Below are 21,597 nucleotides of genomic sequence, written 5' to 3' on the forward strand. Positions count from 1 at the left end.
AAACAAAGAGCTTCTGTTCCGCCTGCCTTACGCATTCTGCGGCTCCAGATTGGCGAACGGATTGGTGCATGGATGCCAGCCGGTGAAGCGGATCGGATCGTCGGGCGAGCTGCGCCAGGCATAATCGGTCAGCATGTGGAACTCGGCGATGACCCAGCGGTCGAAATGGCGGAGGTCGCTCCGCTTGTCCTGGGGCAGCAGCTCGCGCGCCTTGCCGAGCTTCACCGTTTCGGCCAGCGTCACCACGTCCGCAACCTTGGCGCTCGGGAATATCCACGGGTTGCGGTTCTGGAATTCGAGCACGAATTGCTGCAGGTGCTCGATGCGCATGTTGAGCGGCCCGAAATATTTCTCGAGCGTGACGCGAACCAGATCCTCGTCCGATAAGGACGAGATGGCGGCGGCCGCGATGCCGGTGGAGGCAATGCCGCCGGCGACGATGGCCAGTGCGGTGCGTCGCGTGATCTTCATCGATCCCTCCCTCATGCCGCCAGCTTAGCCGCCGCCCGCAAGGACAGGGCAGCCGCGGTCAGGCTTGGATTGGCGCAGGAACAGCTCGGATAGGTGCTGGTGCCGACGATCACGAGGTTCCTGAGCTGGTGGTGGATCATGTCGCGGTCGACCACGGAATCGGCCGGGCCCGTGCCCATGCGCAGCGTGCCCTGCACATGCGATTCGGTCGGCCTTATTCCGCGATCGAAAATCTGCTCGATCGGCAGCGGCTTGAGCAGTTCCGGCAACCTTTCCAGCGCTTTCGCCATGCCCTTGGTGGCGTAGTCCGACGCGCCCCTGAAGGTCACGAAGGCGTTCTCGTCCTTGTCGAGCACGACGCGGTTTTCCGGATCGAGCAGGTTCTCGGTGACGATGACCAGCGGCAGCACCTGCCGCAGCCTGCCCTTCTCGGCGCGCATGCCGTGCTGCCAGCGGTTCTCGAAATAGACGAGCGCCGCCGCATGCTCGGCCCGGTGCGGCCCGTCATAGAGGCCGAAATTGAGGCCGGTGGTGATGGTCGAGCCGTCGAAATTGTCGACGCCGCCGAGATAGGCTTCGTAATTCCAGCCATAGGATTCGTGCAGGCCCAAGCCGACGAACTCGCCGTCAAGTCCGGAGCGCAGCATGATCGCGGGGCTCTGTATGGCATTGGCGCCGAGGATGAAGAGATCGCCGCCGACCGAATATTCCTTGCCCCTCTGGACGAAGGTGACGGAGCGGACCGCACCGCCGGCATGGTCGAACCGGCGCACCTCGGCGCCGAGACAGACCGAGACGTCCGGATGCTGGAACACATGCATCAGTCCGTTGTTGACGGTGAACTTGGCGTCCGCCGGACACAGCCAGCATCTGAGATTGGCGCAGCATGAGGCGCGCTGCGAGGTCGCCACGCGCGCCCGGGCGGTCGGCATGACGAAATGCTGATCCGGCTGCGCCGCCTTCATCATGCGGTCGGGCGTCGACATGCGATGCGGCGGCTGCGGGAACGGCCGCGAGCGCGGCAACATCCGCGCCATGTCGGGATCGCCGGAGATCGACATGATCTCCTCGGCGTCGCCGTAAAATGGCTCGAGATCGTCATAGCTGATCGGCCAGTCGTTGCCGACGCCGTAGGTGCTCTTCAGCCTGAAGTCGTTGGGATGGAAACGCGGCGTCTGCGCGAACCAGCAATTGGTGCCGCCGCCAAGACCGATCGTGTAGTTCCACGGCTTGTCGGCATTGTCGGTCTTGTAGGTGGTTTCGTCGTCGATGTCGGTGTTGGCGTTCTGGCTGAGCTGCCACTCATGCGTGTTGTGGCGGCCCCATTCCAGCACCAGGACGCGGGCTTTGCGCCGCTTCAGGAACTCGTGCAGGAAGAAGGACGACCCGAAGCCGGATCCGATGACGACGAGATCGAAATGCTCGCTGGCGATTTGTTCTGGCCGAACGTCGAGCACCATCAAATCGAACCCTCCCGCTCTACGCGCATGATCATTGTCGGCCCCGTTGTCGTTCGCGGCGGCGGTCGTCCTCGAGGCCTGCGGCCATCGTCATGCCGCCATCCTGCCGATCGAGAAATATTCGATACCGTAGCGCGCGATCACCTTGGGATCGTAGAGATTGCGGCCGTCGAAGATGACCGGCGTCGTCAGCGCATCCTTGAGCGCGTCGAAGGACGGCGCGCGGAAGCTCTTCCATTCGGTGCAGATCAACAGCGCGTCGGCGCCGCGCAGCGCGGCTTCCTTGGTGCCGCACAGCAGCAGATCGTCGCGCAGGCCGTAGATCGCCTGGCACTCCTGCATCGCCTCGGGATCGTACGCCTGAACCTTGGCGCCGGCCGCCCACAGCGCTTCCATCAGCGTGCGCGACGGCGCCTCGCGCATGTCGTCGGTGTTGGGCTTGAAGGCCAGCCCCCAGACGGCGAAGGTCTTGCCCCTGAGCGCGCCCTTGAAATAGTGGTTGACCTTGTCGAACAGGACCGACTTTTGCGCATTGTTGCGCTCCTCGACGGCGCGCAGCAGCTTGGCGTCGAACTTGACGCCCTCGGCGGTCTTGATCAGCGCGCGCACGTCCTTCGGGAAGCAGGAACCGCCATAGCCCAGGCCGGGATAGATGAAGTGGTAGCCGATGCGCGGATCCGAGCCGATGCCCTTGCGCACCTCCTCGATGTCGGCGCCCAGCTGCTCGGCGAGATTGGCCATCTCGTTCATGAAGCTGATCTTGGTCGCCAGCATGCAGTTGGCGGCGTATTTGGTGAATTCGGCGCTGCGCACATCCATCACGATCATCTTCTCGTGGTTGCGGTTGAACGGCGTGTAGAGCTCGCGCATCACCATCTCGGTGTCCTCGCTGGAGGTGCCGACGATGATGCGGTCCGGCTTCATGCAGTCAGCGACCGCCGAGCCTTCCTTGAGGAATTCGGGGTTCGAGGCGACGTCGAAGGCGAGATCCTCGCGGCCGCGCTTCTTCAACGTTTCGGCGATCCTGGCCTTCACCTTTTCGCAGGTGCCGACCGGCACGGTCGACTTGCCGACGACGATCTTGGCGCTGTCCATCTCGCGACCGATGGTCTCGGCGACCGCCAGCACATATTTCAGATCGGCCGAGCCATCCTCGCCCGGCGGCGTGCCGACCGCGATCATCTGGATCTGGCCATGCCTGACCGCCGCTGCCGCATCGGTGGTGAAGCGGATGCGGCCGGCCGCGTGGTTTTCCTTGACGAGGGCTTCCAGGCCCGGTTCGAAAATCGGGATCAAGCCCTGGTTGAGCCGCTCCACCTTCTTCTCGTCGATATCGACGCACACCACCTCGTGGCCGACCTCGGCAAGCACAGCGGCCTGGACGAGACCGACATAGCCAATCCCAAACACCGTCAAATTCATTTTGGTTCTATTCCTGTCAAAGGCCGGGCCACAAAAGGTGGTCCGGCCGGTTCAGATGTCCCTCAGGCCCAACGGCCTGGTTGGGTTCGGCATGATCTTAATCCGAAAACCGGTTCCCACTCTTCGGGATCATGCCTAGTTGCTGTTACTTATGCTGCATGCCAGCGATTCCGGGAACTGACATGGCTGGCCCAAAGCGGTGAAGGCGACGCGCTTGACCTCCATGGTCACCTTGCTGCCGGGATCGACGAAGGCGCCCATCCAGTTGGCCAGCTTGTCGCTGCCCCAGAGGCTGAAAAAGATTTTCTGCGAGTGCGTCGGCAACTCGTCGGGGCTGGTCACCTCATGGACGAGCTTGCCGTTGACATACCAGCGCAGCCGGTCCTTCTCCCATACGAAGCCATAGTCGTTGAAGCCCTTGTCGGCGCCGCCTTCGACGTCGACAAGCTTGCCGTTCTTCGGCTTGCCCTGGATGTAGCTGTTGACCTGCACCTTCGACGGATCCTTGGTGAGGACCTCGAAGTCGATCTCGTCCCAGGGCTGTTTGTCCTGCGGACCGATATAGGAGAAGAAGGCGGCGTTGAGGCCTGAGCCGGTGCCGGTCTTCATGCGCGCCTCATAGACACCGTAGCCGTAGCGCTGCTTGGTCTGGATCTCGGCGCAGGCGAAATCGCGGTCCTTCAGCTTGCGCTTTTCGAAGCCCAGCGACAGCACGCCGTCGGAAAGCCGCACGAGATCCTTCGACCAGGTGCAATTCTGATGGGCGCCGTTGGTCCAGCCGTCCGAGACGAACCAGCGGGACCGGTCGAAATTGGAGAAATTGTCGACGAAGGACGGCGCGCTTTGCAGCTCCTGTTGCGCCCCTTGCGCGTGCGCCGGATGCGGGCTTGCCGCAAGGGTCGCTGCGATCGCGAGCAGGGCGCCGACCACGCCGAGCCGCAGGCTGTTTAGTCCATTCCCGGGCGTATGCGACTTATCGCACACCGCCATGGTGGAGGTGTTGCTGGAATCTGCGTTCATAACAAACTCACCTTGTGTTGTCCGCCCAACCCAAAGTCTTCCTTGGCGCGCGCGAGCGAGCCGCTTCCGATCCTCTGCCCTCTTGAACTCCTCTAATGTCTCGTACCGATGACGACACCTGAAGGCGCCGTCAGCCTCTTGCCGCGGACTGCGGTGCAGACTGATCGGCACCATCCTCGACGATCGCATCGAGCGAATGACGCAGTTCCTTCACCAGGCCTTTCTGGCGAACGAGCTCCGCAATGCGCCGCTCGCAGTTCAGGATCGAATTCGTCATCGCGCTGACATCCGAGTCCTTGCTGGTCGACACCGAACCATTCTCCATCGCCTCGACCAGAAAGGCCGCGTTGGCGGCCGTCGACCTGTAGCGATTCTCCAGCCCGGTCTTCTCCGCCTCGATCTCGGCAGCGATCTGGTCGAACAGCTTCGCCAGCCGGTCGAGACGCTGGAGATCGGTCTGCCGGTCGCGAGCCGGATCCCGGGATCTGAAGCCAAAAATCGAAGCCATCCTATCGGCCTTTCGAAATTGCTGCATTGCAGCATAGACTGCCACTACCGCGGCGACTAGGCAACATCATAGTTTTGCGAATGCGGATTTTTTGAGGGATGACGGCTTGCGGCGTGATGCGGGATCATTCGTTTGCGGCGCTCGTCGCCGCCATCAGGAAGCGCGTCGGCGGTATTTGTTGCTTTGCAGCAATCCCGGTGCGGCGGAACAGCGCGTCGAGTTTGTCGGTGGCGACGCCGCGCACGATCGGGATCAGATTCGACTGGCTGGCGAAGGCGTAAGCCGCGGCCGACGCCAGCCCACGCTCGGCTTTCACGTCGAGGAAATTGCGCAACCGGTATTTGTCGCGGACATGGCGCTCGTGGCGCCGCAACGCGGCCTTCGAGCGCTCCGGAAGGTTGTCGAGCGCTAGCAGCGCTAGGTCGGCATCGGCAAGACGCTTCAGATCCTGCGTTCGATGGCGACCGCTCAGCGAATCGGCGCGGACGATCGCGCCATAGCCGCAGGACTTGATGACCTTGAAGCGCGCCCCGCGGGCGACGGCGCGCGCATAGAGCTCGTAGTCTTCGCCAAGACGCAAGCTTTCATCGTAAGCCAGCCCATGCCGTTCGAGAAAAGCCCGGCTGATTACCGGCTTCAGGAAACCGAGCTCGCCGCGCAGGACGCGGCGGCGCGAGATGTTGCCGTCGATGAAGCGCTCGAAATCGAGAAATTCCGGATCGGCCGCGAAAGGCGGCGCGGCGACCTTGGCAAAGTCGGTCGCGGCATCGTCGCGGATCAGCATGATGTTGTCGGCCGCGAAATCCCAGTCGGCGCTGGCGAAAAGCCGGCGGAAGCGGCCTTCGAGGAAGAAATCGTCGGCGTCGAGAATGCTGATGAAAGGCGATTTGGAAGCCTGGATAGCGGCGTTGCGCGCGGCGGAAGGACCGCGATTGACGTCGAAGCGGACGACGGCAAGCCGGCCGCTGCCGTCGTCGGCGGCCAAAGCCACGTCGCGGGTGTCGTCGGTGGAAGCGTCGTCGACCACGACGACTTCCGCGACTTCCGTCTCGCGCAGCGCCGAAGCGATGGCGGCGGGGATCGTGCGCGCCGCATTGCGGGCGGCGATGATGACGCAGACCCCCAAGGCCGCCATCGGGCTCGTCACAGGCGTCGTCACGGGCATGGGCTCACCTTTCGCTTGCATGAGTGGCCGCCCCGCCCACGATTTTGATCATTTCGCTCCGCGCCGGCTCAATCGTGGCCGGGCGCTCGAAGATGCGCCGGCTGAGGTCGGCGGAGGCAGCCCAGCCGGCTTCAGCCAGGTAACGGACCGGCTCGCGGCCGCAGAGCTCCCACAGCACATGGCGGCGCTGCGGCCAGCGCAGCGACGCCAGCCAGGGCGCGACCACCATGTGGAAGAGATCGGCGTTGTCGATGCGTGCCAGAATGCGGGCGGCGCGATCCGAAAGCAGCGTGCCGGCGGCGCCGAGCAGCACGTCGGCGGCACGCAACCCCAAGAGCAGCGTGTCCGCCAGGCCCTGCTCGGCGGCGTGGTCGAGAACCATCCGCTGCTCGGCTTCGCTCAGACGGCTGGCGCTGGCCCTGACGTCGCAGACATAGCCGGCGCAGGGCTCGCGGTTGAAAAAGGCCTTGGCGACGCTGATCGCGGATAAAAGCAAGGTGTCGGCCGCCGAGATGATCGGCATGGCGGCGCCGGCCACCTCGACTTCGCGCTTGCGGCGCAGGAAGCCGTCGATGTCGCGCGGGCTGGGCGACCCGGGCTGCTGGAGCCGGTGGTGGAGGTCGACCGTCGATGCCCTCGTGCCGTCTTCGCGCACCATGTGCTGCTCACCGAGGAAGCGCACCCACCAGACCGAGCGCGACTTGCCGGCAACCTCATAGCCCATCGTGCGCAACGCATCGCGGGCCTTGGCGAAACCGGTCGGCGCGACCAGTATGTCAACGTCGCCGGATGGCTTCATGAAGTGGTCGCCATAGAGCAGATGCTGCTGGAGCGGCCCCTTGAGGAAGACGAAATCGACCTGGCTCTCGCGCAGCACGCGATCGATGGCCATCGAATCGCCGATGCAGGCGGCATTCATCGACATGGTGCGCCGGCGGTAGCCGTCGAGCCAGGCAGACAACTCCGCCGGCGCAGCACCTGTGGGCGTGCGCGCGAGCGCCTTGAGCAGGAAGACGGCGACCTTGTTCAACCTGGCGATGTCGGCAACATTGGCTGCCGAGATCGTTGGGGCCGCCGGGATCGCCGGAGCAGGCGTATCGGCTTGGGTGTCGATGGCATTGACGCCCGGCGCGAAAAACAGCCTCAGGCATGCCTGAACATAGGCGACCTCATCGGCGCAGCCGGCGGCGCGCAGCCTGTCATAGGAGCCATCATGCACCGCCATGCCCGATGTCGTTCTCCGCAAAATGCCGCCCGGGCGGTTTATACCGCAACTGCGAAGGAAAGCATCGGAAAAATTGACGCGATCATGCCAAAAGCGGCTGAGGTCGCCTCCTGACCGCAACCCCAGCGTTTAAAATCGCTACACGTTCAATCACTTTTGAAGACAACTCCGGGGACGTTCCGCCAGGCCGAAAAATGACGATTTTTCGCGGCAATTTCTTCGCAATTGCGAGATGTCTTTTTCGCCTCAAAAATTATCGTAGATAAATCAAATGCTTATCTAAACGGCAAGGACCTACGGTTGAATTCCTGGATGGGTGAGGTTTAGGATGACGCTGCCTACGCCTTGATTACCAATGGATGCGAGCGCAACCAAGAATTGATTAATGCTTGGTAAATCAGGCTTGACTCATGGATGTTGCCATGCAGCAATTGCGCTGCAGCATAGCGATATGTTGGCGGCATTCTGCAGCCGCTTCCAGTCCTTAATTGGAGAGTACAATGGAACAGAATGTTGAAAAGCATGAGTATGAAACCCCCAGCCTGACAGTTCACGGTTCGATTGAAACTATCACGCAGGGCGGTGCAGGCACGACGGCGCTCGACGCGAGCTTTCCCGCGCACACGCCGGTCGGCGAGCTGACTTTCTCGTAAGGCTTACAGGTATCCGGGTGTCTGAGTTGGGGCTCCGGATGCTCTCCAACAGGTGAGCCGGGGGGCTTTTGTCCCCCGGCTTCCTGCCGAGGATCGCAGGCAACCGATCCCCGGTGGGAGCATAGGGCGCGACGGGCCAGCAACGAGGTTTTAGGATGCACTGGAACCCTTCGGACCATGACCGCGTCGTCGCGACCAACGAGGCGGTGGCTTGTGAATTCGGCGCCGGACTGGCGCTGCTCCACCTGAAATCCAATGTCTATTACAGCCTGAACGGCGTCGGCGCCTTCATCTGGGAGCAGATCCAGGAGCCGCGATCGATCCTCGATATCCGCAGCGCCGTGCTTGCGCGCTACAATGTCGATGCCGAACGCTGCAAGGCCGATGTCGAGGGCTTGCTCAAGGGGCTGAGCGAAGCAGGGCTTGCGAGGCTCCACAGTGAGGAACTGGTCTAGGCTCCGCTCGCTGAGCGGCCAGGAAATGCTGTTTCTGGCGCGCTGCCTGACAGTGGTGAGCGCGGTACGGCTCGCGTTGACGTTGTCTTCCTACAACCGTGTCCGCAGTCTGGTGACGCGGCTGGACGCCGGACGCGACGCCAGCATCGCCGACCTGCGGCGTGTCGCGTGGGGCGTCGCCGCCGCGGCGCGGCTCGTGCCGGGCGCCAGTTGCCTCACCCAGGCGCTGGCCGGACAATATCTGCTCGCCCGCCAGGGCAGCGCCTCGAAGATCAGCATCGGCATCGAGAAAGGAACAGGCAGCGAGCTCAAGGCGCATGCCTGGCTGATGAGCGGCAACCACATCGTGCTTGGCGGCTCGATCGAAGGATTTGCCCATCTGGTCGACCATGGGTCGTGAGCGATGAGCGGCGTCGCTGGAATCGCGCTCAGCGACAATGGCCGGCCCGCCGGGGCCGGCGATATCCAGCAGATGCTTTCGCGCATGCGCCACCGCGCCCGCGACGGCAACTCGTGGTGGACGGAGGGCAGCGTGGCGCTCGGCCACGCCTGGCTCGACACGACCGGCGAGGATGGTCCCGGCCCGCTGACGATGGCTGGCGGCAAGCTCGCCATCACCGCCGACTGCCGGCTGGACAATCGCGACGAGCTTCTGGCCCGGCTCGGCATGCGCGACCGGTCGATCGCCGACGCGGTGCTCATCATGCGCGCCTATCTCAAATGGGGCGAGGCCTGCCCGACCTATCTGCAGGGCGATTTCGCCTTCGCCATATGGGACGGCGAGCGCCAGGCGCTGTTTTGCGCGCGCGACCATTTCGGCGTCAAACCTTTCTACTACCATTCGACCGGCAGGCGCTTCGCGTTCGCCTCGGAGATCGGGCCGATCCTTGCGCTGGACGGCATCGGCAGGCGCCTCAGCGAGCACCAGATTTCCGGCTTCCTTGCCGGCCTGCCGGACGATCCGCAGGCCACGCCCTACGCCGAGATCTTCCGCCTGCCGGCACGGCACAGCATGACGGTCGCAGGCCGCCAGGTGGTGCTGCGGCGCTACTGGCAGATCGAGCCGTCGCAACGGCCGCCGCGCTCGGACGCGGCCGAGGAATTCAGGCATCTCTTCGCGCAATCGGTGGAGAACCGGATGCGCGGCACGCCGGCCGTCGGCGCCATGCTGAGCGGCGGGCTCGACTCCTCCTCCATCGCTTGTCTCGCGGGCCTCAGGGCGGCGGCGAAGCGCGGCCCGAAGCTCAAGACCTTCTCGCTGGTTTTCGACAAGGGCTCGTCGATGGACGAGAAGCCGTTCATCGATGCGGTTCTCGACGACAATCCGCTCGACGCCACGTTGATTGCGGTGAGCAATTACGCGCCCTTCGCCGAGTTCGAGCGCATACTGGAGGAGCAGGAAGGCACGTTCCTGGCGCCCGGCCTGTCCTTGACGCGCGGCCTTTACCGGACGGCGGGCGCAAAGGGCGTCAAAGTGCTTCTCGATGGACATGGCGGCGACGAGGTCGTCTCGCAGGGCCATGGATACCTTCACGAACTCGCCAATGCCGGCCGGTGGCTCGAGTTGTGGCGCGAACTGCACAGCGCCGCGAACACCTATGGCGAGGGCATGCTCTCCCTCTATTTCAAGTTCCTGACCATCTACGGACCGGCCTGGCGGATCGCCCGGATGCGATCGATGGCCCGACGCCTTGTCGGCAAGGTGCGGCAGAGGCCGGCATCGGCACCGCGCGCCTGGGCGGGCTTGGTCAATCCGGACCTTGCCAGGCGCACCGATCTTGCCGAGCGCTTTCATCGCAGCGGGTACATGCCCGCCGCCGTGAGCGCCAGCGAAGCGCTGACGCATCGCTGGCTCCTGTCCACCGGGCTGGTGCCGCACGCCTTCGAAGTGCTCGACAAGGCCGCCGCCAATTTCGGCGTCGAGCCGCGGTATCCGTTCTGGGACAAGCCGCTCGTCGAATTCTGCCTGGCGCTGCCCGGCGAGGAAAAGCTCAAGAACGGTTTTGGCCGCCATGTGCTGCGACGCGCGATGCAAGGTGTCCTGCCGCCGGCGGTGCAATGGCGGCGCGACAAGATCGATTTCACCGCCAACCTGGTCAAGGGCATGCTCGGCAAGCACCGCGAGCTTCTGGACAAGCTTTTGATATCGGATAGCGAGCGGATCGCGCCCTATGTCAACCTCCCCGAAGTGAACGCGGTCTATGAGCGCATGCTGCGTCAGCCCGAGCAGGCGACGCTGCCCGACGTCCAGCATGTCTGGCGCTCGGTTTCGCTGTCGCTGTGGCTACGGCAAGTCCAAGGAAGCCCCGCATGAATCTCCTGAGCGCTTCCCTTGCGCGGCCCGAGCCAGCCACCGAGACGACGGCGCCGGGCGGACGCGTCCGCCATTTCTACAAGGCCTACGGGTTGATCGTCAGCTCGGACGTGGCCTTGCCGGAACTGGAGCCGACGGCGCCGGCGACACCCGACCTCGAGATCGCTATCAGGCCGGTCGACTTTCCCGACGGCGCATCGCGGGGCGTCGCGGCGTTCCGGTTCGAGGCGACGCGCCAATATCTTTCCTGGCAGGCGGTCGGCACCTTCATGATCAGCGACGCCAGCCGGATCGATGTCGATCCGGCGCCGGGGATCGACGATCCGCTGCTCGCCTTTCCGCTGCTCGGGCCGGTGATGGCGCTTGCCCTGCATCGGCGCGGGCTGCTCGTCCTGCATGCCAGCGCCATTGCCGTCGGCGGCAGGAGCGTGATCTTCATGGGCGACAAGGGCGCCGGCAAATCGACGACGGCGGGCGCGATGATCCGCGCCGGCCACCGCCTGCTCACCGACGACGTCGTGGCGCTGGATCTGTCCGATCCTTACCGGCCGATGATCCTGCCCGGATTTCCGCAGCTCAAGCTCGCGGCGGACGCGGCCGGCGCCATTCGCCTCGAGCAGGCGGAGGTGCGTCCGCAGGTGCATCCGCAGATCGACAAGGCGCAGCATCGGCTGCATGACGGATTTGCCGCCGAGGCGGTGCCGGTATCGCGCATCTATGTGCTCGAGCGCGGCGGGCGGGCGGCGATCTCGCCATTGACCGGCGCCGCCGCGTTGCCGGCGATCATCAAATTCTCCTATGTCACGCGGTTCGGCCGGCAGGCGCTGCCCGGCGATCTTGCCGCCGCGCATCTTAGCCAATGCGCGCAGGTCGCCGGCCGGATCGGCGTCAGCCGCCTCGAAGTGCCGGCCGGACTCGCCCGGATCGATGAAGCGGTCGCCGCGATCGAAGCCGACCTGGCGTCCGGGACAAGGTAAGCCAGGGCATGGGCTGGTCCTCGAAGTTTCGCCTGTCGCTTTTCCGGGACATCGCCGGTTTCGGCGCCATGATGGCGCATATCGGCGGACGGCGCACGGCGACGGCGCTTGTCTTCCTGATCCTGGGCAGTCTCACCGAAGGCATCTCGATCCTGCTGCTCGTGCCGCTTCTGCGCCTGATCGGCAAGCCCGACCAGGACTACGCGGTGCGGGTGCCGGAGGCCTTGCATCGGCTAGTGCCCGGCGGAACGCTGTCGCTCGCGACCGTGCTCTGCCTGCTCGTCGCGCTGGTGGCGCTGCAAGCGACATTCAACCGCTTCAAGTCGGTCTACATGGCGCGGCTGCTCTACGACTTCGTCAACCGCGTGCGCATGAACCTCTTCGAGAGCATCGGCAGGGCGCGCTGGGGCGTTTTCACCCGCATCCGCGGCTCCGATCTCGACCATGCGCTGAACGGCGATGTCGACCGGGTGCAGGTGGCGGCCTTCTCGCTGCTGATGCTGACCCAGGCCACACTGCTCCTGGCCGGCTATCTCGTCGTCTCGATGTTCATCTCGCCGGTGATGACGTCCTTCGCCATTTTCATCGGCCTGGTGCTGCTGATTGCGCTGCAGCCGTTCAGGGCGCGCGCCAGCGCCTATGGCCGCACCCTGACCGGCAATCGCCAGGATCAGTACCGCACGGTCTCCGAGTTCCTCGGCGGCATCAAGGTCGCCAAGAGCCTGAATGTCGAGGCAAGCTACTTTGCCGAGCTCGGCGCGACGCTGGACAAGATGAAGACCGACAACATCGCCTTCGTCCGCAACAGCTCGCTCGGCACCGCCCTGTTCCAGGTTACGAGCGTGATTGGACTCAGCCTCTTCATCTATGTCGCGCTGGTCCGTTTCCACCTGTCGCTGGCCGAGATCGTCGTGCTGCTCCTGGTCTTCATGCGGGTCGCGCCGCGCTTCATGGACATGCAGCTCCAGACCCAGCAGGTGCTGATCAACCTGCCGGCCTACGCTTCGATGAAAAGCCTCCAGGCCCGCTTCGATGCCGAGCGCGAGCCGGAAGAAAGCATGGCCGAACAAGGGGCAAAACTGTCGCTCGAGACCGGCCTCAACATCCGCGATGTGGCGTTCGCCTATGGCGAAGGCGACGGCAAGCCGGTGGTCGACGATATCACCTTCGGCCTGCCGGCCGGCAAGGTGACGGCGCTGATCGGCCCTTCCGGTTCCGGCAAGAGCACGATCGCCGACATGCTGCTCGGCTTGCTCGAACCGACCGCGGGACGCATCCTGGCCGACGGCGTCGAGATCACGGCGCAAAATCGCAGGGCCTGGCGCGATCGGGTCGCCTATGTGCCGCAGGACGTGTTCCTGCTGCATGACACGATCGCCGCCAATCTGCGCCTTGCCGCGCCTGCGGCCAGCGACGAAGAACTATGGGCGGCCTTACGCAACGCCCATGCGGCCGAATTCGCGGAGCGTCTGGCATTGCGGCTGGAGACGGTGGTGGGCGACCGCGGCGTCCGGCTTTCCGGCGGCGAGCGGCAGCGCATCGCCTTGGCGCGGGCGCTGCTGCGCAAGCCCTCGCTGCTCATCCTCGACGAGGCGACGAGCGCGCTCGACTGGCAGAATCAGTCGCTGATCGCCCAATCGATCGAGGCGCTGCGTGGCCAAATGACGATTTTGACCATCGCGCACCGGCCGTCGATGATCGCCTTCGCCGACTGGGTGGTGGCCATCGAGAACGGACGCATCGTCGAGGTCGGACAATATCGGCGGCTGAAGGCAAAGGCCGGCAGCCGCCTTGCCAGGATGCTGTCCGGCGAGCAGGCCGAGCGCGAGGGTGCGTCATCGGTCGAGACGGGACTGGTCCCGGCGCCGGTCGAACGTTCAGTGGAGGCTGCGTCTGGCGCTTAGCTTTTCACCGTCGGCGACCTTGTTCAGGATCGTGCCGCGGTCGGCCTCGCGGGCCTTGTCGGCCGATGTCGGCGTGGTTCCGCCGATCATGGCAAAGACCAGGAGGAAATAGCCGGCCTGGATGATGACGGCACAGACGACGGCGCGAAGGAGGATGGCGCCCGGCGACGCGCCATCGAAATAAGACCAGCCGATGACGATCGCGAGCGCGAAGATCATCCCGACGATGAATTTTGGCAGAGACATGTTCGCCGGCCTCTCAACCGAGACGAGCATGCAGAAGCTGCGACTTACCCACCCGCGTAACTCCCCGTTGCGCCAAAGAGCTTTTTCTGGCTGCCCTATCCGACCGGTTGCTTCCGGCCTTCCTTACCCATGCAGACTATGACAGGAACAATTTGCGACTCTATTAAGGCGGGTTCGCCGGAGCAAGGCCGTGCAGGTATGGTTTCCAACGATTTTACGAGATCGACTCTGCCATGCTGCGTCGCACACTCTGGCTCCGGCAGCTATTCAATTAGCCGTCTGCCGCTTCAGTAAAATTCGCCACTTTGATTAGTATTTTATCTGAATAACTTACCATGGCGAGTGCTTCCGACGGCGCGCAACCGCGTTTCTTCTGCAGCAAAGAATGCACTGTCCAAAAATGGCCCAAAAGGCAGACTACATTTTCCTGGTTTGCTCTCACCTTGTCATAAACGTGCCACAAAGGTGAAAATTTGGGCAGGGCAGGTTTATTATTTGGTCAATTCATGACGTGAACATTTCAGCCCGATGGGAAATTGTGTGTTGCGCTGCAGCATTTTTTTGATATCTTGCCGTAAACCATCCGTTCAACGTATGGAGCTTCTGCATGAGGGACGTCGCCAAGTCGGCTAATGCGGGTTTTGCGCAGGTCGGCGTTGATTTTCCACCCCCCATCGGCGGTCTGCTCAAACGCAGTTTCGATATCGTCGGTTCCCTGGCCGGGCTGATCCTGCTCAGCCCGCTTTTCCTAATGGTCGCGCTGCTGGTCAAGCTTTCGGACAATGGTCCGATCTTCTATGGCCACAAGCGCATCGGCCGCGGCGGCAGGATTTTCTCCTGTCTCAAATTCCGCACCATGGTGCCGGATGGCGAGCGCGTGCTCGCCGCCTATCTGGCGGCAAATCCGGAGGCCGACGCCGAATGGATCGCGACGCGCAAGCTGAAGAACGATCCGCGCGTCACCCGCGTCGGGCAGGTGCTTCGCAAGCTCAGCCTCGATGAATTGCCGCAGATCCTCAATATCCTGCAGGGCGACATGAGCCTTGTCGGCCCGCGCCCGGTCGTGCGCGACGAATTGGAGATCTATGGCAGCGCCGCGGTCTATTACCTGAAGTCGCGTCCGGGCCTGACCGGGCTGTGGCAGGTGAGCGGTCGCAACGACGTATCCTACGACACGCGCGTCGCCTTCGATCGCCATTATGTCGAGAACTGGTCTTTGTCCGAGGATATCCGCATCATCTTCAAGACCGTTCCCGCCGTGTGGATGTCACGCGGCAGCTATTGACCGACGGGCCTGCTCCGCCAGATTCGGGGCAGGCATCCGGCAGTGATCTCATCGGGCGGATGGGGCCAAAGCGAATCGGAAACGTATTTGACAAAAGACCTCTTCGGACTGTCTTACGCCTGCAATCTCATGCCCAAGACGACCGCCCGCCTCGCGGGCGCGTTGCTTGTTGCGGCGTCGCTCGCCATGCCGCAGCTGGCTGCCGCAGGCGATTATCAGCTTGGCCCACAGGACAAGCTCAACATCCGCGTCGCCGAATGGCAGACGGTCGACGGCACGTTCCGCGACTGGTCGGCCCTCAATGGCGAATATTCGGTCGGCCCGGGCGGGACGCTCTCGGTGCCGTTCGTCGGCGACATGCAGGCCGCCGGCAAGACCACGGCGGAGGTCGCTTCGGCGATCGGCCTGGCGCTGCAGCGTAAGCTGGCGCTGCCCGACAAGCCGGAAGCCTCGGTGGAGATGGCGCAGTTCCGGCCGTTCTACATTTCCGGCGAAGTCCAGAACCCCGGCCAGTTTCCCTTCGTGCCCGATCTGACGGTGCTCAAGGCAATCAGCATTGCCGGCGGCATAAGGCGCAACGCCGATTATGGTCCCCAGATCGGTAAGGATCTGGTCACCGCCAAGGGCAGCTTCGACATCTATGACGACCAGCGCATCCGCCTGCTCGTCAAGCGCGCCAGGATCGATGCCGACCTCGCCGGCAAGACGACTTTCGAGGTGCCCAAGGAAATCGAGGGGGGTGATCCGAAACTGGCGACCATCGTCGCCGACGAAACGGCGATCCTGGTCTCCGACCAGAAATCGCTGAAGCTGAAGCTCGATGCGCTCGACGACCTGAAGGGTGTTCTGCAGTCGGAAATCGAATCGCTGCAAAAGAAGATCGAAAACCAGCAGAAGCAGGTCGATCTGGCCGAGAAGCAGGCCGAAAGCATCGGTCCGCTGGCGCAGAAAGGCCTGGTCGCCAATGCGCGCCTGCTTTCCTCGCAGCAGTCGGTCACCGACCTGCAGGGCAAGATCCTGGACTACGAGACGGCCATCCTCACCGCCAAGCAGTCGATCAGCAAGGCCGAGCAGGACGCCATCGACGCCAGGAACTCGCTGAATTCCACCCTCACCGCCAACCGTCAGCAGGCCGAGGCCGACCTGAACGAGGCGACGTTGAAGGCCGGCATGCAGAAGGGCCTGATCGCGCAGGCGTCGGACCCCGCGACGGCGGCCTCCCTCACCAGCGAGCAGGAACCGACCCTGCTTTATTCGCTGGTGCGGGTCGCCGACGGCAAGACGAGCGAGGTCGAGGCCAAGGAAGACACGCCTGTCCTGCCGGGCGACGTGATCAAGGTGAAGCTGGCGCCGACGGCCAGCCAGTAGCGCCGCCGGACCGAGGCTTGCCCAAGGCAAAGCCGGGAAAGGAGGCGGGAGGAACAAGCCAGGCTCGTTCGCCCAGATCCGGACGAAATCATCCGGGTCTAAATCAAAGAGATAGAGCATGATGTCATCCGAGAACCCGCTTCACACTTTTCGGCATCATGCTCTGGACGCGGGCGGGCGATCTGTTTTGGACCGCTTGAAGGCATAACATGCAGCCCGCAGCCCAGCATCACGTGTATCTCAATCTCGACGCCATCCGCGGCGTGGCGGCGATCAGCGTCATGCTCTACCACTTCTCGCCGTTCCTGGCCGACGGCAGGGTGCTGCCGTCGAGCTATCTCGCGGTCGATCTGTTCTTCCTGCTCAGCGGCTTCGTCATCGCGCATGCCTATGACCGCAAGATCGAGAACGGCATGGGCTTCGGCTCCTTCATGGCCATCCGCCTGATCCGGCTCTATCCGCTCTATCTCGCCGGCACGCTGCTCGGCTTCTTCTATCTGCTGGTCAAGAACAGCCTTATGCCGGCCGAATACATGCCGCTGTCCGAGATCGGCATGCAGCTGACGACCGGCATGCTCTTCATCCCGCTGGTCAGCGACGCCTATCACACGATCTTTCCGCTCAATCCCGCTTCCTGGTCGCTGTTCTTCGAGCTCATCGTCAACATCGCCTATGTCGCGGTCTTCGCGCTCCTGTCGCGGCGGATGCTGACGGGGATCGTCGGCGCCAGCCTCGTGCTGCTCGTCGTCGCCTCGATCTTCGCCGGCACGCTCGATTTCGGCATGACCGGCAAGACCATCCTCAGCGGCCTGCCGCGCGTAGCCTTCTCGTTCTTCCTGGGCGTGCTGCTCTGCCGATCGATGGCGCGCTGGCAGGGCAGCCTCGGCTTCCTGCGGCGCGGCTTGTGGGTCGAGGGCGCGATCCTGCTCACGCTTGCCGTCTTCGCCATCGCTCCGGTCGGCGGCGCACGCGTCGCCTACGACCTCGCCGCCATCGTCATCGTCTTCCCGCTCATGGTGATGACCGGCGCGGTGGCGCCGACCGCGCCGCTTCTGTCGGGCTTCTATGGCTGGCTCGGGCGGATTTCCTACCCGATCTACATCATCCACACGCCGATGCTGATGATCATCGCCGGGGCCGGCAAGGCCTTCTCGATCGATCCGTTCGCGCATCATCCCTGGTTCGGCATCGTGATGGCGGCCTCGGTCGTCGTCATCGCCGACATCGCCACGCGCGTCTATGACGAGCCGGTGCGGCGCTTCCTGCAGCGGCAGATGCAGCGCGCCCGGGCCGTGGCTTAAGAAGCTCAACGGACAAAATCCGGTATGAAGATTCCCAAATCCATTCTGATCGATCCCGACCGCAACGAGACCTACGGCACTTTCGCGGTCGCGGTTTCCATGATCGCCTTCGCCTACTCGCCCAATTTCGGCCAGATCCTGATCCTCGCCTATTATGCCGTCTGGCTGCCGCTGCTGTTCGTCGATTACCGGCGTTTCACCTGGAAACTCTCCGGCGCCTGGCTGCCCTTACTGCTTGCGGCCTATGTCTGCTTCTCGGTTTTCTGGTCTCAGGCGGCAGGCATCAGCGCGCGCGCGGCGGTGCAATATTCCTCGCACATCGTCTGCGCCTATGTCGCGGCGCGCACCATCAACGTGCGCACGCTGGTGGTCGGCTCGCTGATCGGCATCTTCTTCGTTCTGCTCTATTCACTCGGAGTCGGCGGTTACGCGCTCGACACGCTCGACGGCACGGTCAATTTCGTCGGCGCCTTCGGCTCGAAGAACCAGATCGGCTTCTTCTCTTCGCTCGGCATCTTCTTCTGCCTGGCGTTCCTGGCCTTCTACCGGCGCAACTGGCTGGGCTTCGTCTGGACCGCGCCGATCATGCTGTTGTCGGTCTACATGCTGGCCATCGCCCATTCGGCAACGTCGGTGGCCTCGCTGCCGGCGGTGATCGGCATCGTGGCGCTGCTCAGCATGACCAAGGTGCTGTCGCTGCGCTATCGCCGGGTGCTGTTCATCGTCGGCGCCGGCGCGCTGGTGACAGGGGTGGTCGCGGCGCTCAACCTCGGCCTGCTGGATGTCGTGCTCGGCATCTTCGGCAAGGATTCGACGCTCACCGGCCGCACCTATCTGTGGGAACAGGGCTGGGAGGCGGCGCAGCAGCATCCGCTGCTCGGCTATGGCTATGCCGCCTATTGGGTGCAGGGATTTGCCGATCCGGAACGGCTGTGGGCGGAATTCTACATCTCGACGCGCTCCGGCTTCCACTTCCACAACACCTATGTCGAGACGCTGGTCGAGATCGGCTTCATCGGCGTCACCTTGCTGGCGCTGGTCATCCTGCGTTCTTTCTACGGCCACGTATCGAAAGTGGTGTTCGGCGACTGGAGCGCCGATTCGGTGGTGCTTGCCGGCGCGATCGGGTTGATGCTGATCCGCTCCTTCTTCGAGGTCGAGATGCTCGGCCCCTACTTCATGGCGTCGTTCATCGTCTATTATGGCCTGTTCAGCCTGACCCCGTTGCCGGCTTTCCGGCGCCGCAGAGTGGCCATTCCCGCTGAGGACGAGAGGCATGCCAGTGGCCGCATGCCGGCGCCTGTCTGATCAGTGGGAAGCAACGGCCGAACGCGCGACGGCTGCCTGGATGAGCCTGCCGGCAAGGATCTTCAGGAAGGCAATCGACAGGCCGGCGATCTGCGACGAGCTCGGCATCATGTTCGCCGATGGCGGCGACTGGTGCCTGGCCATCTTCCCGGACCGCTCGACGGTATCGTTCAAGCACGGCGAGATCTGACCGAGCGGCTGCCGGCGTTCGAAGCCCTGCATGCGCTAGAGCTTTTCACCGTTTCGCGGAAACGGCGAACCGCTCTATCTCTTTGCTTTGACGCAATTCCGGGCGGAAAACCGCTCACACTTTTCCTGGAGTTGCTATAGACATGAAGACACCCGGCAACGACTTTTCGCGCCTCGGTGCAATCGAGAAAGAACCACGCGGTTCCGGACTCACCCATGCAGGTCCCGCGAAATCGGCGGCCCGATCGTGAAGCCGGAAAAAGTCGCCTCAAAACCTTCGCGCTGCGGCGAGCAGCACATCATGCCGACATCGACCGATTTCGAGATCGGGAAGTAAGCCAGCCGCACCGGCTTCCAGTGGCCATCCGAGGCATCCAGATATTGGATGCGGATCGCCTCGGCGTGACGGGTCAGCCGGATCCGAACGCCGTCCTTGCCGGCGGCGATGGCGACCAGCGACCAATCGGAGGTGTCGTTGGTGACGACGACGGAGAAATAGGCCAGCCCGTCGGTGTATTCGATGCCGGCCTTGATCCAGTGCGTTTCGCTGAGGCGCAGCATCAGCCCCGCCTGATCGTAGAGCACCTTGTAGTCACCTTGAACGGTGACCTCGGCGCTGAAATCACCCTCGACCGAACGGTAGAGGAAATGGCCGTTGTCGCGCCAGAAGCCGTAGAAGGTCTCGCGCCAGAAGTCGGTCTCCTTGCCCGTCCGAACGGTGAACGTGCCGTCGCCGACCGTGTGGTGCGGCGGCGGGTTGAGCCATGTCATGTCGTCCAGGGCTGACGCCATCGATCCCTCTTAGCCGGCGAATGTATAGGCGGTCTTCACCGTGGTGTAGAACTCCATGGCGTAGCGGCCCTGCTCGCGCGGGCCGTAGCTCGAACCCTTGCGGCCGCCGAACGGCACGTGGAAGTCGACGCCCGCCGTCGGCAGGTTGACCATCACCATGCCGGCTTCGGAATTGCGTTTGAAATGCGTCGCGTGCTTCAGGCTCGTCGTGCAGATGCCGGAGGTGAGGCCGAACGGCGTGTCGTTGGCGACAGCCAGGGCTTCGTCATAATCCTTGACGCGGATGACGTTGGCGACCGGACCAAAAATCTCCTCGCGCGAGATGCGCATCGCATTGGTGGAGCCAACAAACAGCGCCGGTTGCAGATAGAAGCCGGGCGTCTCGCGCTCCAGCCGGCCGCCGCCGAAGGCAAGCTCGGCGCCTTCCTGGCGGCCGATGGCGATATAATCCTCGTCCTGCTTGAGCTGGGTCTGGTCGACGACCGGGCCGATCTGGGTCTTGGCATCGAGCGCGTCGCCGATGACGAGCTTGTCCAGCCGCTCCTTGATCGCGTCGACGAAGCGGTCGTGGACGGCCTCGGTGACGATCAGACGCGAGGAGGCCGTGCAGCGCTGTCCGGTCGAGAAATAGGCGCCATTGACGGCGCAATCGACGGCTACCGCCAGATCGGCGTCATCGAGCACGACGAGCGGATTCTTGCCGCCCATTTCGAGCTGGAACTTGCGCATGTGCTCGACGCTTGCGGCGGCGACGCGCTTGCCCGTGCCGACGGAGCCGGTGAAGGAGATGGCGTTGACGTCGGGGCTATCGAGCATCGCCTGTCCGACCACCGAGCCCTTGCCCATGACAAGGTTGAGCACGCCCTTGGGCAGACCGGCGCGATGCAGGATGTCGACGATGGTCCAGGCGCTTTCAGGCACCAGCTCGGCCGGCTTGAAGACGATGGTGTTGCCGTAGGCCAGCGCCGGCGCGATCTTCCAGGCGGGGATGGCGATGGGGAAATTCCACGGCGTGATGATGCCGACGACGCCGACGCCTTCGCGCGTCATCTCGACGCCGACACCGGGCCTGACGCTCGGCACCATCTCGCCCGACAGACGCAGCGTCTCGCCGGCGAAGAAGTCGAAGAGCTGCGCCGCCCGGATCGTCTCGCCGACACCCTCGGCCAGCGTCTTGCCTTCCTCGCGGGCGAGCGACCGGCCGATCTCGTCCTTGCGCGCCATGATCTCGTCGGAGGTTTTCTTCAGCACCGCATGGCGGGCCAGCGGCCCTGAGCGCGACCAGGCCGGAAAGGCCGCCTTGGCGGCGGCGATGGCCTGCTTGGCTTGTTCAGGCCCGGCCGAAGCATATTCGCCAACGACGTCGTTGGTGTTCGACGGGTTGATATTGCGCGAGCCGGCCTCGCCAAGCCACTCGCCGTCGATCAGGTTCTTACGCATCACGGTCATCTTGTTTTTCCTTGGGTTTTGGTCGCGGCAGCCATCGGCCGGGTCAATTGTCAGACAAATGATATAGTCATTGTCCGGGAGGAGG

General features: G+C 63.6%; 20 protein-coding genes and 1 pseudogene. 11 read left to right on the forward strand and 10 right to left on the reverse strand.

Features of this window, described 5'->3' with window-relative positions; genetic code table 11:
• Positions 1 to 27: 27 nt before the first annotated feature.
• From FJ956_RS09935 to FJ956_RS09965, 7 genes are all read right to left on the reverse strand, one after another.
• Positions 28 to 471: a hypothetical protein gene (locus FJ956_RS09935; protein ID WP_140680778.1), complete on the reverse strand. Its 444-nt coding sequence runs from the start codon at positions 469 to 471 to the stop codon at positions 28 to 30.
• A gap of 11 nt (positions 472 to 482) precedes the next feature.
• Positions 483 to 1,931 (reverse strand): GMC family oxidoreductase, encoded by a 1,449-nt coding sequence (locus tag FJ956_RS09940; protein ID WP_140680776.1) that lies wholly within the window; start codon positions 1,929 to 1,931, stop codon positions 483 to 485.
• A gap of 90 nt (positions 1,932 to 2,021) precedes the next feature.
• The gene (locus tag FJ956_RS09945) at positions 2,022 to 3,353 is read right to left on the reverse strand and encodes a UDP-glucose/GDP-mannose dehydrogenase family protein (protein ID WP_140680774.1); all 1,332 of its coding nucleotides are present in this window, start codon (positions 3,351 to 3,353) and stop codon (positions 2,022 to 2,024) included.
• A gap of 135 nt (positions 3,354 to 3,488) precedes the next feature.
• Positions 3,489 to 4,373, reverse strand: a complete 885-nt coding sequence (locus FJ956_RS09950; RefSeq protein WP_140680772.1) for a glycoside hydrolase family 16 protein — start codon at positions 4,371 to 4,373, stop codon at positions 3,489 to 3,491.
• A gap of 130 nt (positions 4,374 to 4,503) precedes the next feature.
• Positions 4,504 to 4,881 (reverse strand): hypothetical protein, encoded by a 378-nt coding sequence (locus FJ956_RS09955; protein ID WP_140680770.1) that lies wholly within the window; start codon positions 4,879 to 4,881, stop codon positions 4,504 to 4,506.
• Between the two features lie 124 nt (positions 4,882 to 5,005).
• Positions 5,006 to 6,046 (reverse strand): glycosyltransferase family 2 protein, encoded by a 1,041-nt coding sequence (locus tag FJ956_RS09960; protein WP_246672153.1) that lies wholly within the window; start codon positions 6,044 to 6,046, stop codon positions 5,006 to 5,008.
• Positions 6,047 to 6,050: 4 nt separating this feature from the next.
• Positions 6,051 to 7,271, reverse strand: a complete 1,221-nt coding sequence (locus FJ956_RS09965; RefSeq protein WP_140680768.1) for a nucleotidyltransferase family protein — start codon at positions 7,269 to 7,271, stop codon at positions 6,051 to 6,053.
• Between the two features lie 500 nt (positions 7,272 to 7,771).
• Here FJ956_RS09965 and FJ956_RS09970 point away from each other — a divergent pair, with 500 nt between their 5' ends.
• From FJ956_RS09970 to FJ956_RS09995, 6 genes are all read left to right on the forward strand, one after another.
• Positions 7,772 to 7,924, forward strand: a complete 153-nt coding sequence (locus FJ956_RS09970) for a lasso RiPP family leader peptide-containing protein (RefSeq protein ID WP_095769314.1) — start codon at positions 7,772 to 7,774, stop codon at positions 7,922 to 7,924.
• Between the two features lie 155 nt (positions 7,925 to 8,079).
• A complete protein-coding gene (locus tag FJ956_RS09975) occupies positions 8,080 to 8,379 on the forward strand; it encodes a PqqD family protein (protein ID WP_140680766.1) in 300 nt (99 codons plus the stop codon).
• A complete protein-coding gene (locus tag FJ956_RS09980; RefSeq protein WP_246672152.1) occupies positions 8,363 to 8,779 on the forward strand; it encodes a lasso peptide biosynthesis B2 protein in 417 nt (138 codons plus the stop codon). The genes FJ956_RS09975 and FJ956_RS09980 overlap by 17 nt, the downstream gene beginning before the upstream one ends.
• A gap of 3 nt (positions 8,780 to 8,782) precedes the next feature.
• Entirely contained in the window at positions 8,783 to 10,693 is a 1,911-nt protein-coding gene (locus FJ956_RS09985) for a lasso peptide isopeptide bond-forming cyclase (RefSeq protein ID WP_140680764.1), read from the forward strand.
• On the forward strand, positions 10,690 to 11,670 hold the full coding sequence (locus FJ956_RS09990) for a serine kinase (protein ID WP_246672151.1): 981 nt from the start codon (positions 10,690 to 10,692) through the stop codon (positions 11,668 to 11,670). Before FJ956_RS09985 ends, FJ956_RS09990 begins: the two co-directional genes overlap by 4 nt.
• Positions 11,671 to 11,678: 8 nt before the next feature.
• Positions 11,679 to 13,574 carry an ABC transporter ATP-binding protein gene (locus tag FJ956_RS09995; protein WP_140680762.1) on the forward strand — a complete coding sequence of 632 codons (1,896 nt, stop codon included), beginning with the start codon at positions 11,679 to 11,681 and terminating at the stop codon, positions 13,572 to 13,574.
• Here FJ956_RS09995 and FJ956_RS10000 read toward each other — a convergent pair.
• A complete protein-coding gene (locus FJ956_RS10000) occupies positions 13,548 to 13,820 on the reverse strand; it encodes an exopolysaccharide production repressor exox (protein ID WP_140680761.1) in 273 nt (90 codons plus the stop codon). The two genes, FJ956_RS09995 and FJ956_RS10000, sit on opposite strands and share 27 nt — an antisense overlap.
• Before the next feature lie 607 nt (positions 13,821 to 14,427).
• Between FJ956_RS10000 and FJ956_RS10005 the strand changes: the two genes are divergently transcribed.
• The 5 genes and pseudogenes from FJ956_RS10005 to FJ956_RS10025 form a co-directional block, all read left to right on the forward strand.
• On the forward strand, positions 14,428 to 15,105 hold the full coding sequence (locus FJ956_RS10005; protein WP_140680759.1) for a sugar transferase: 678 nt from the start codon (positions 14,428 to 14,430) through the stop codon (positions 15,103 to 15,105).
• 129 nt (positions 15,106 to 15,234) lie between these two features.
• Positions 15,235 to 16,473 carry a polysaccharide biosynthesis/export family protein gene (locus tag FJ956_RS10010; protein ID WP_140680834.1) on the forward strand — a complete coding sequence of 413 codons (1,239 nt, stop codon included), beginning with the start codon at positions 15,235 to 15,237 and terminating at the stop codon, positions 16,471 to 16,473.
• 209 nt (positions 16,474 to 16,682) lie between these two features.
• On the forward strand, positions 16,683 to 17,774 hold the full coding sequence (locus FJ956_RS10015) for an acyltransferase (RefSeq protein ID WP_140680757.1): 1,092 nt from the start codon (positions 16,683 to 16,685) through the stop codon (positions 17,772 to 17,774).
• Between the two features lie 24 nt (positions 17,775 to 17,798).
• Positions 17,799 to 19,082 (forward strand): O-antigen ligase, encoded by a 1,284-nt coding sequence (locus tag FJ956_RS10020; protein WP_140680755.1) that lies wholly within the window; start codon positions 17,799 to 17,801, stop codon positions 19,080 to 19,082.
• A gap of 88 nt (positions 19,083 to 19,170) precedes the next feature.
• Positions 19,171 to 19,313 (forward strand): annotated as a pseudogene (locus FJ956_RS10025) (helix-turn-helix transcriptional regulator); the annotation flags it as partial.
• A 168-nt stretch (positions 19,314 to 19,481) separates the two neighbouring features.
• On the opposite strand, the gene FJ956_RS10030 reads toward FJ956_RS10025, so the two are convergent.
• Positions 19,482 to 20,063, reverse strand: a complete 582-nt coding sequence (locus tag FJ956_RS10030) for a DUF1349 domain-containing protein (RefSeq protein WP_140680753.1) — start codon at positions 20,061 to 20,063, stop codon at positions 19,482 to 19,484.
• Between the two features lie 9 nt (positions 20,064 to 20,072).
• Complete coding sequence (locus FJ956_RS10035; RefSeq protein WP_140680751.1) at positions 20,073 to 21,512, reverse strand: aldehyde dehydrogenase family protein; 1,440 nt, start codon at positions 21,510 to 21,512, stop codon at positions 20,073 to 20,075.
• Positions 21,513 to 21,597 lie beyond the last annotated feature (85 nt).

Origin of the sequence: Mesorhizobium sp. B2-4-3 (assembly GCF_006442815.1) — a bacterium.
GTDB lineage: Bacteria > Pseudomonadota > Alphaproteobacteria > Rhizobiales > Rhizobiaceae > Mesorhizobium.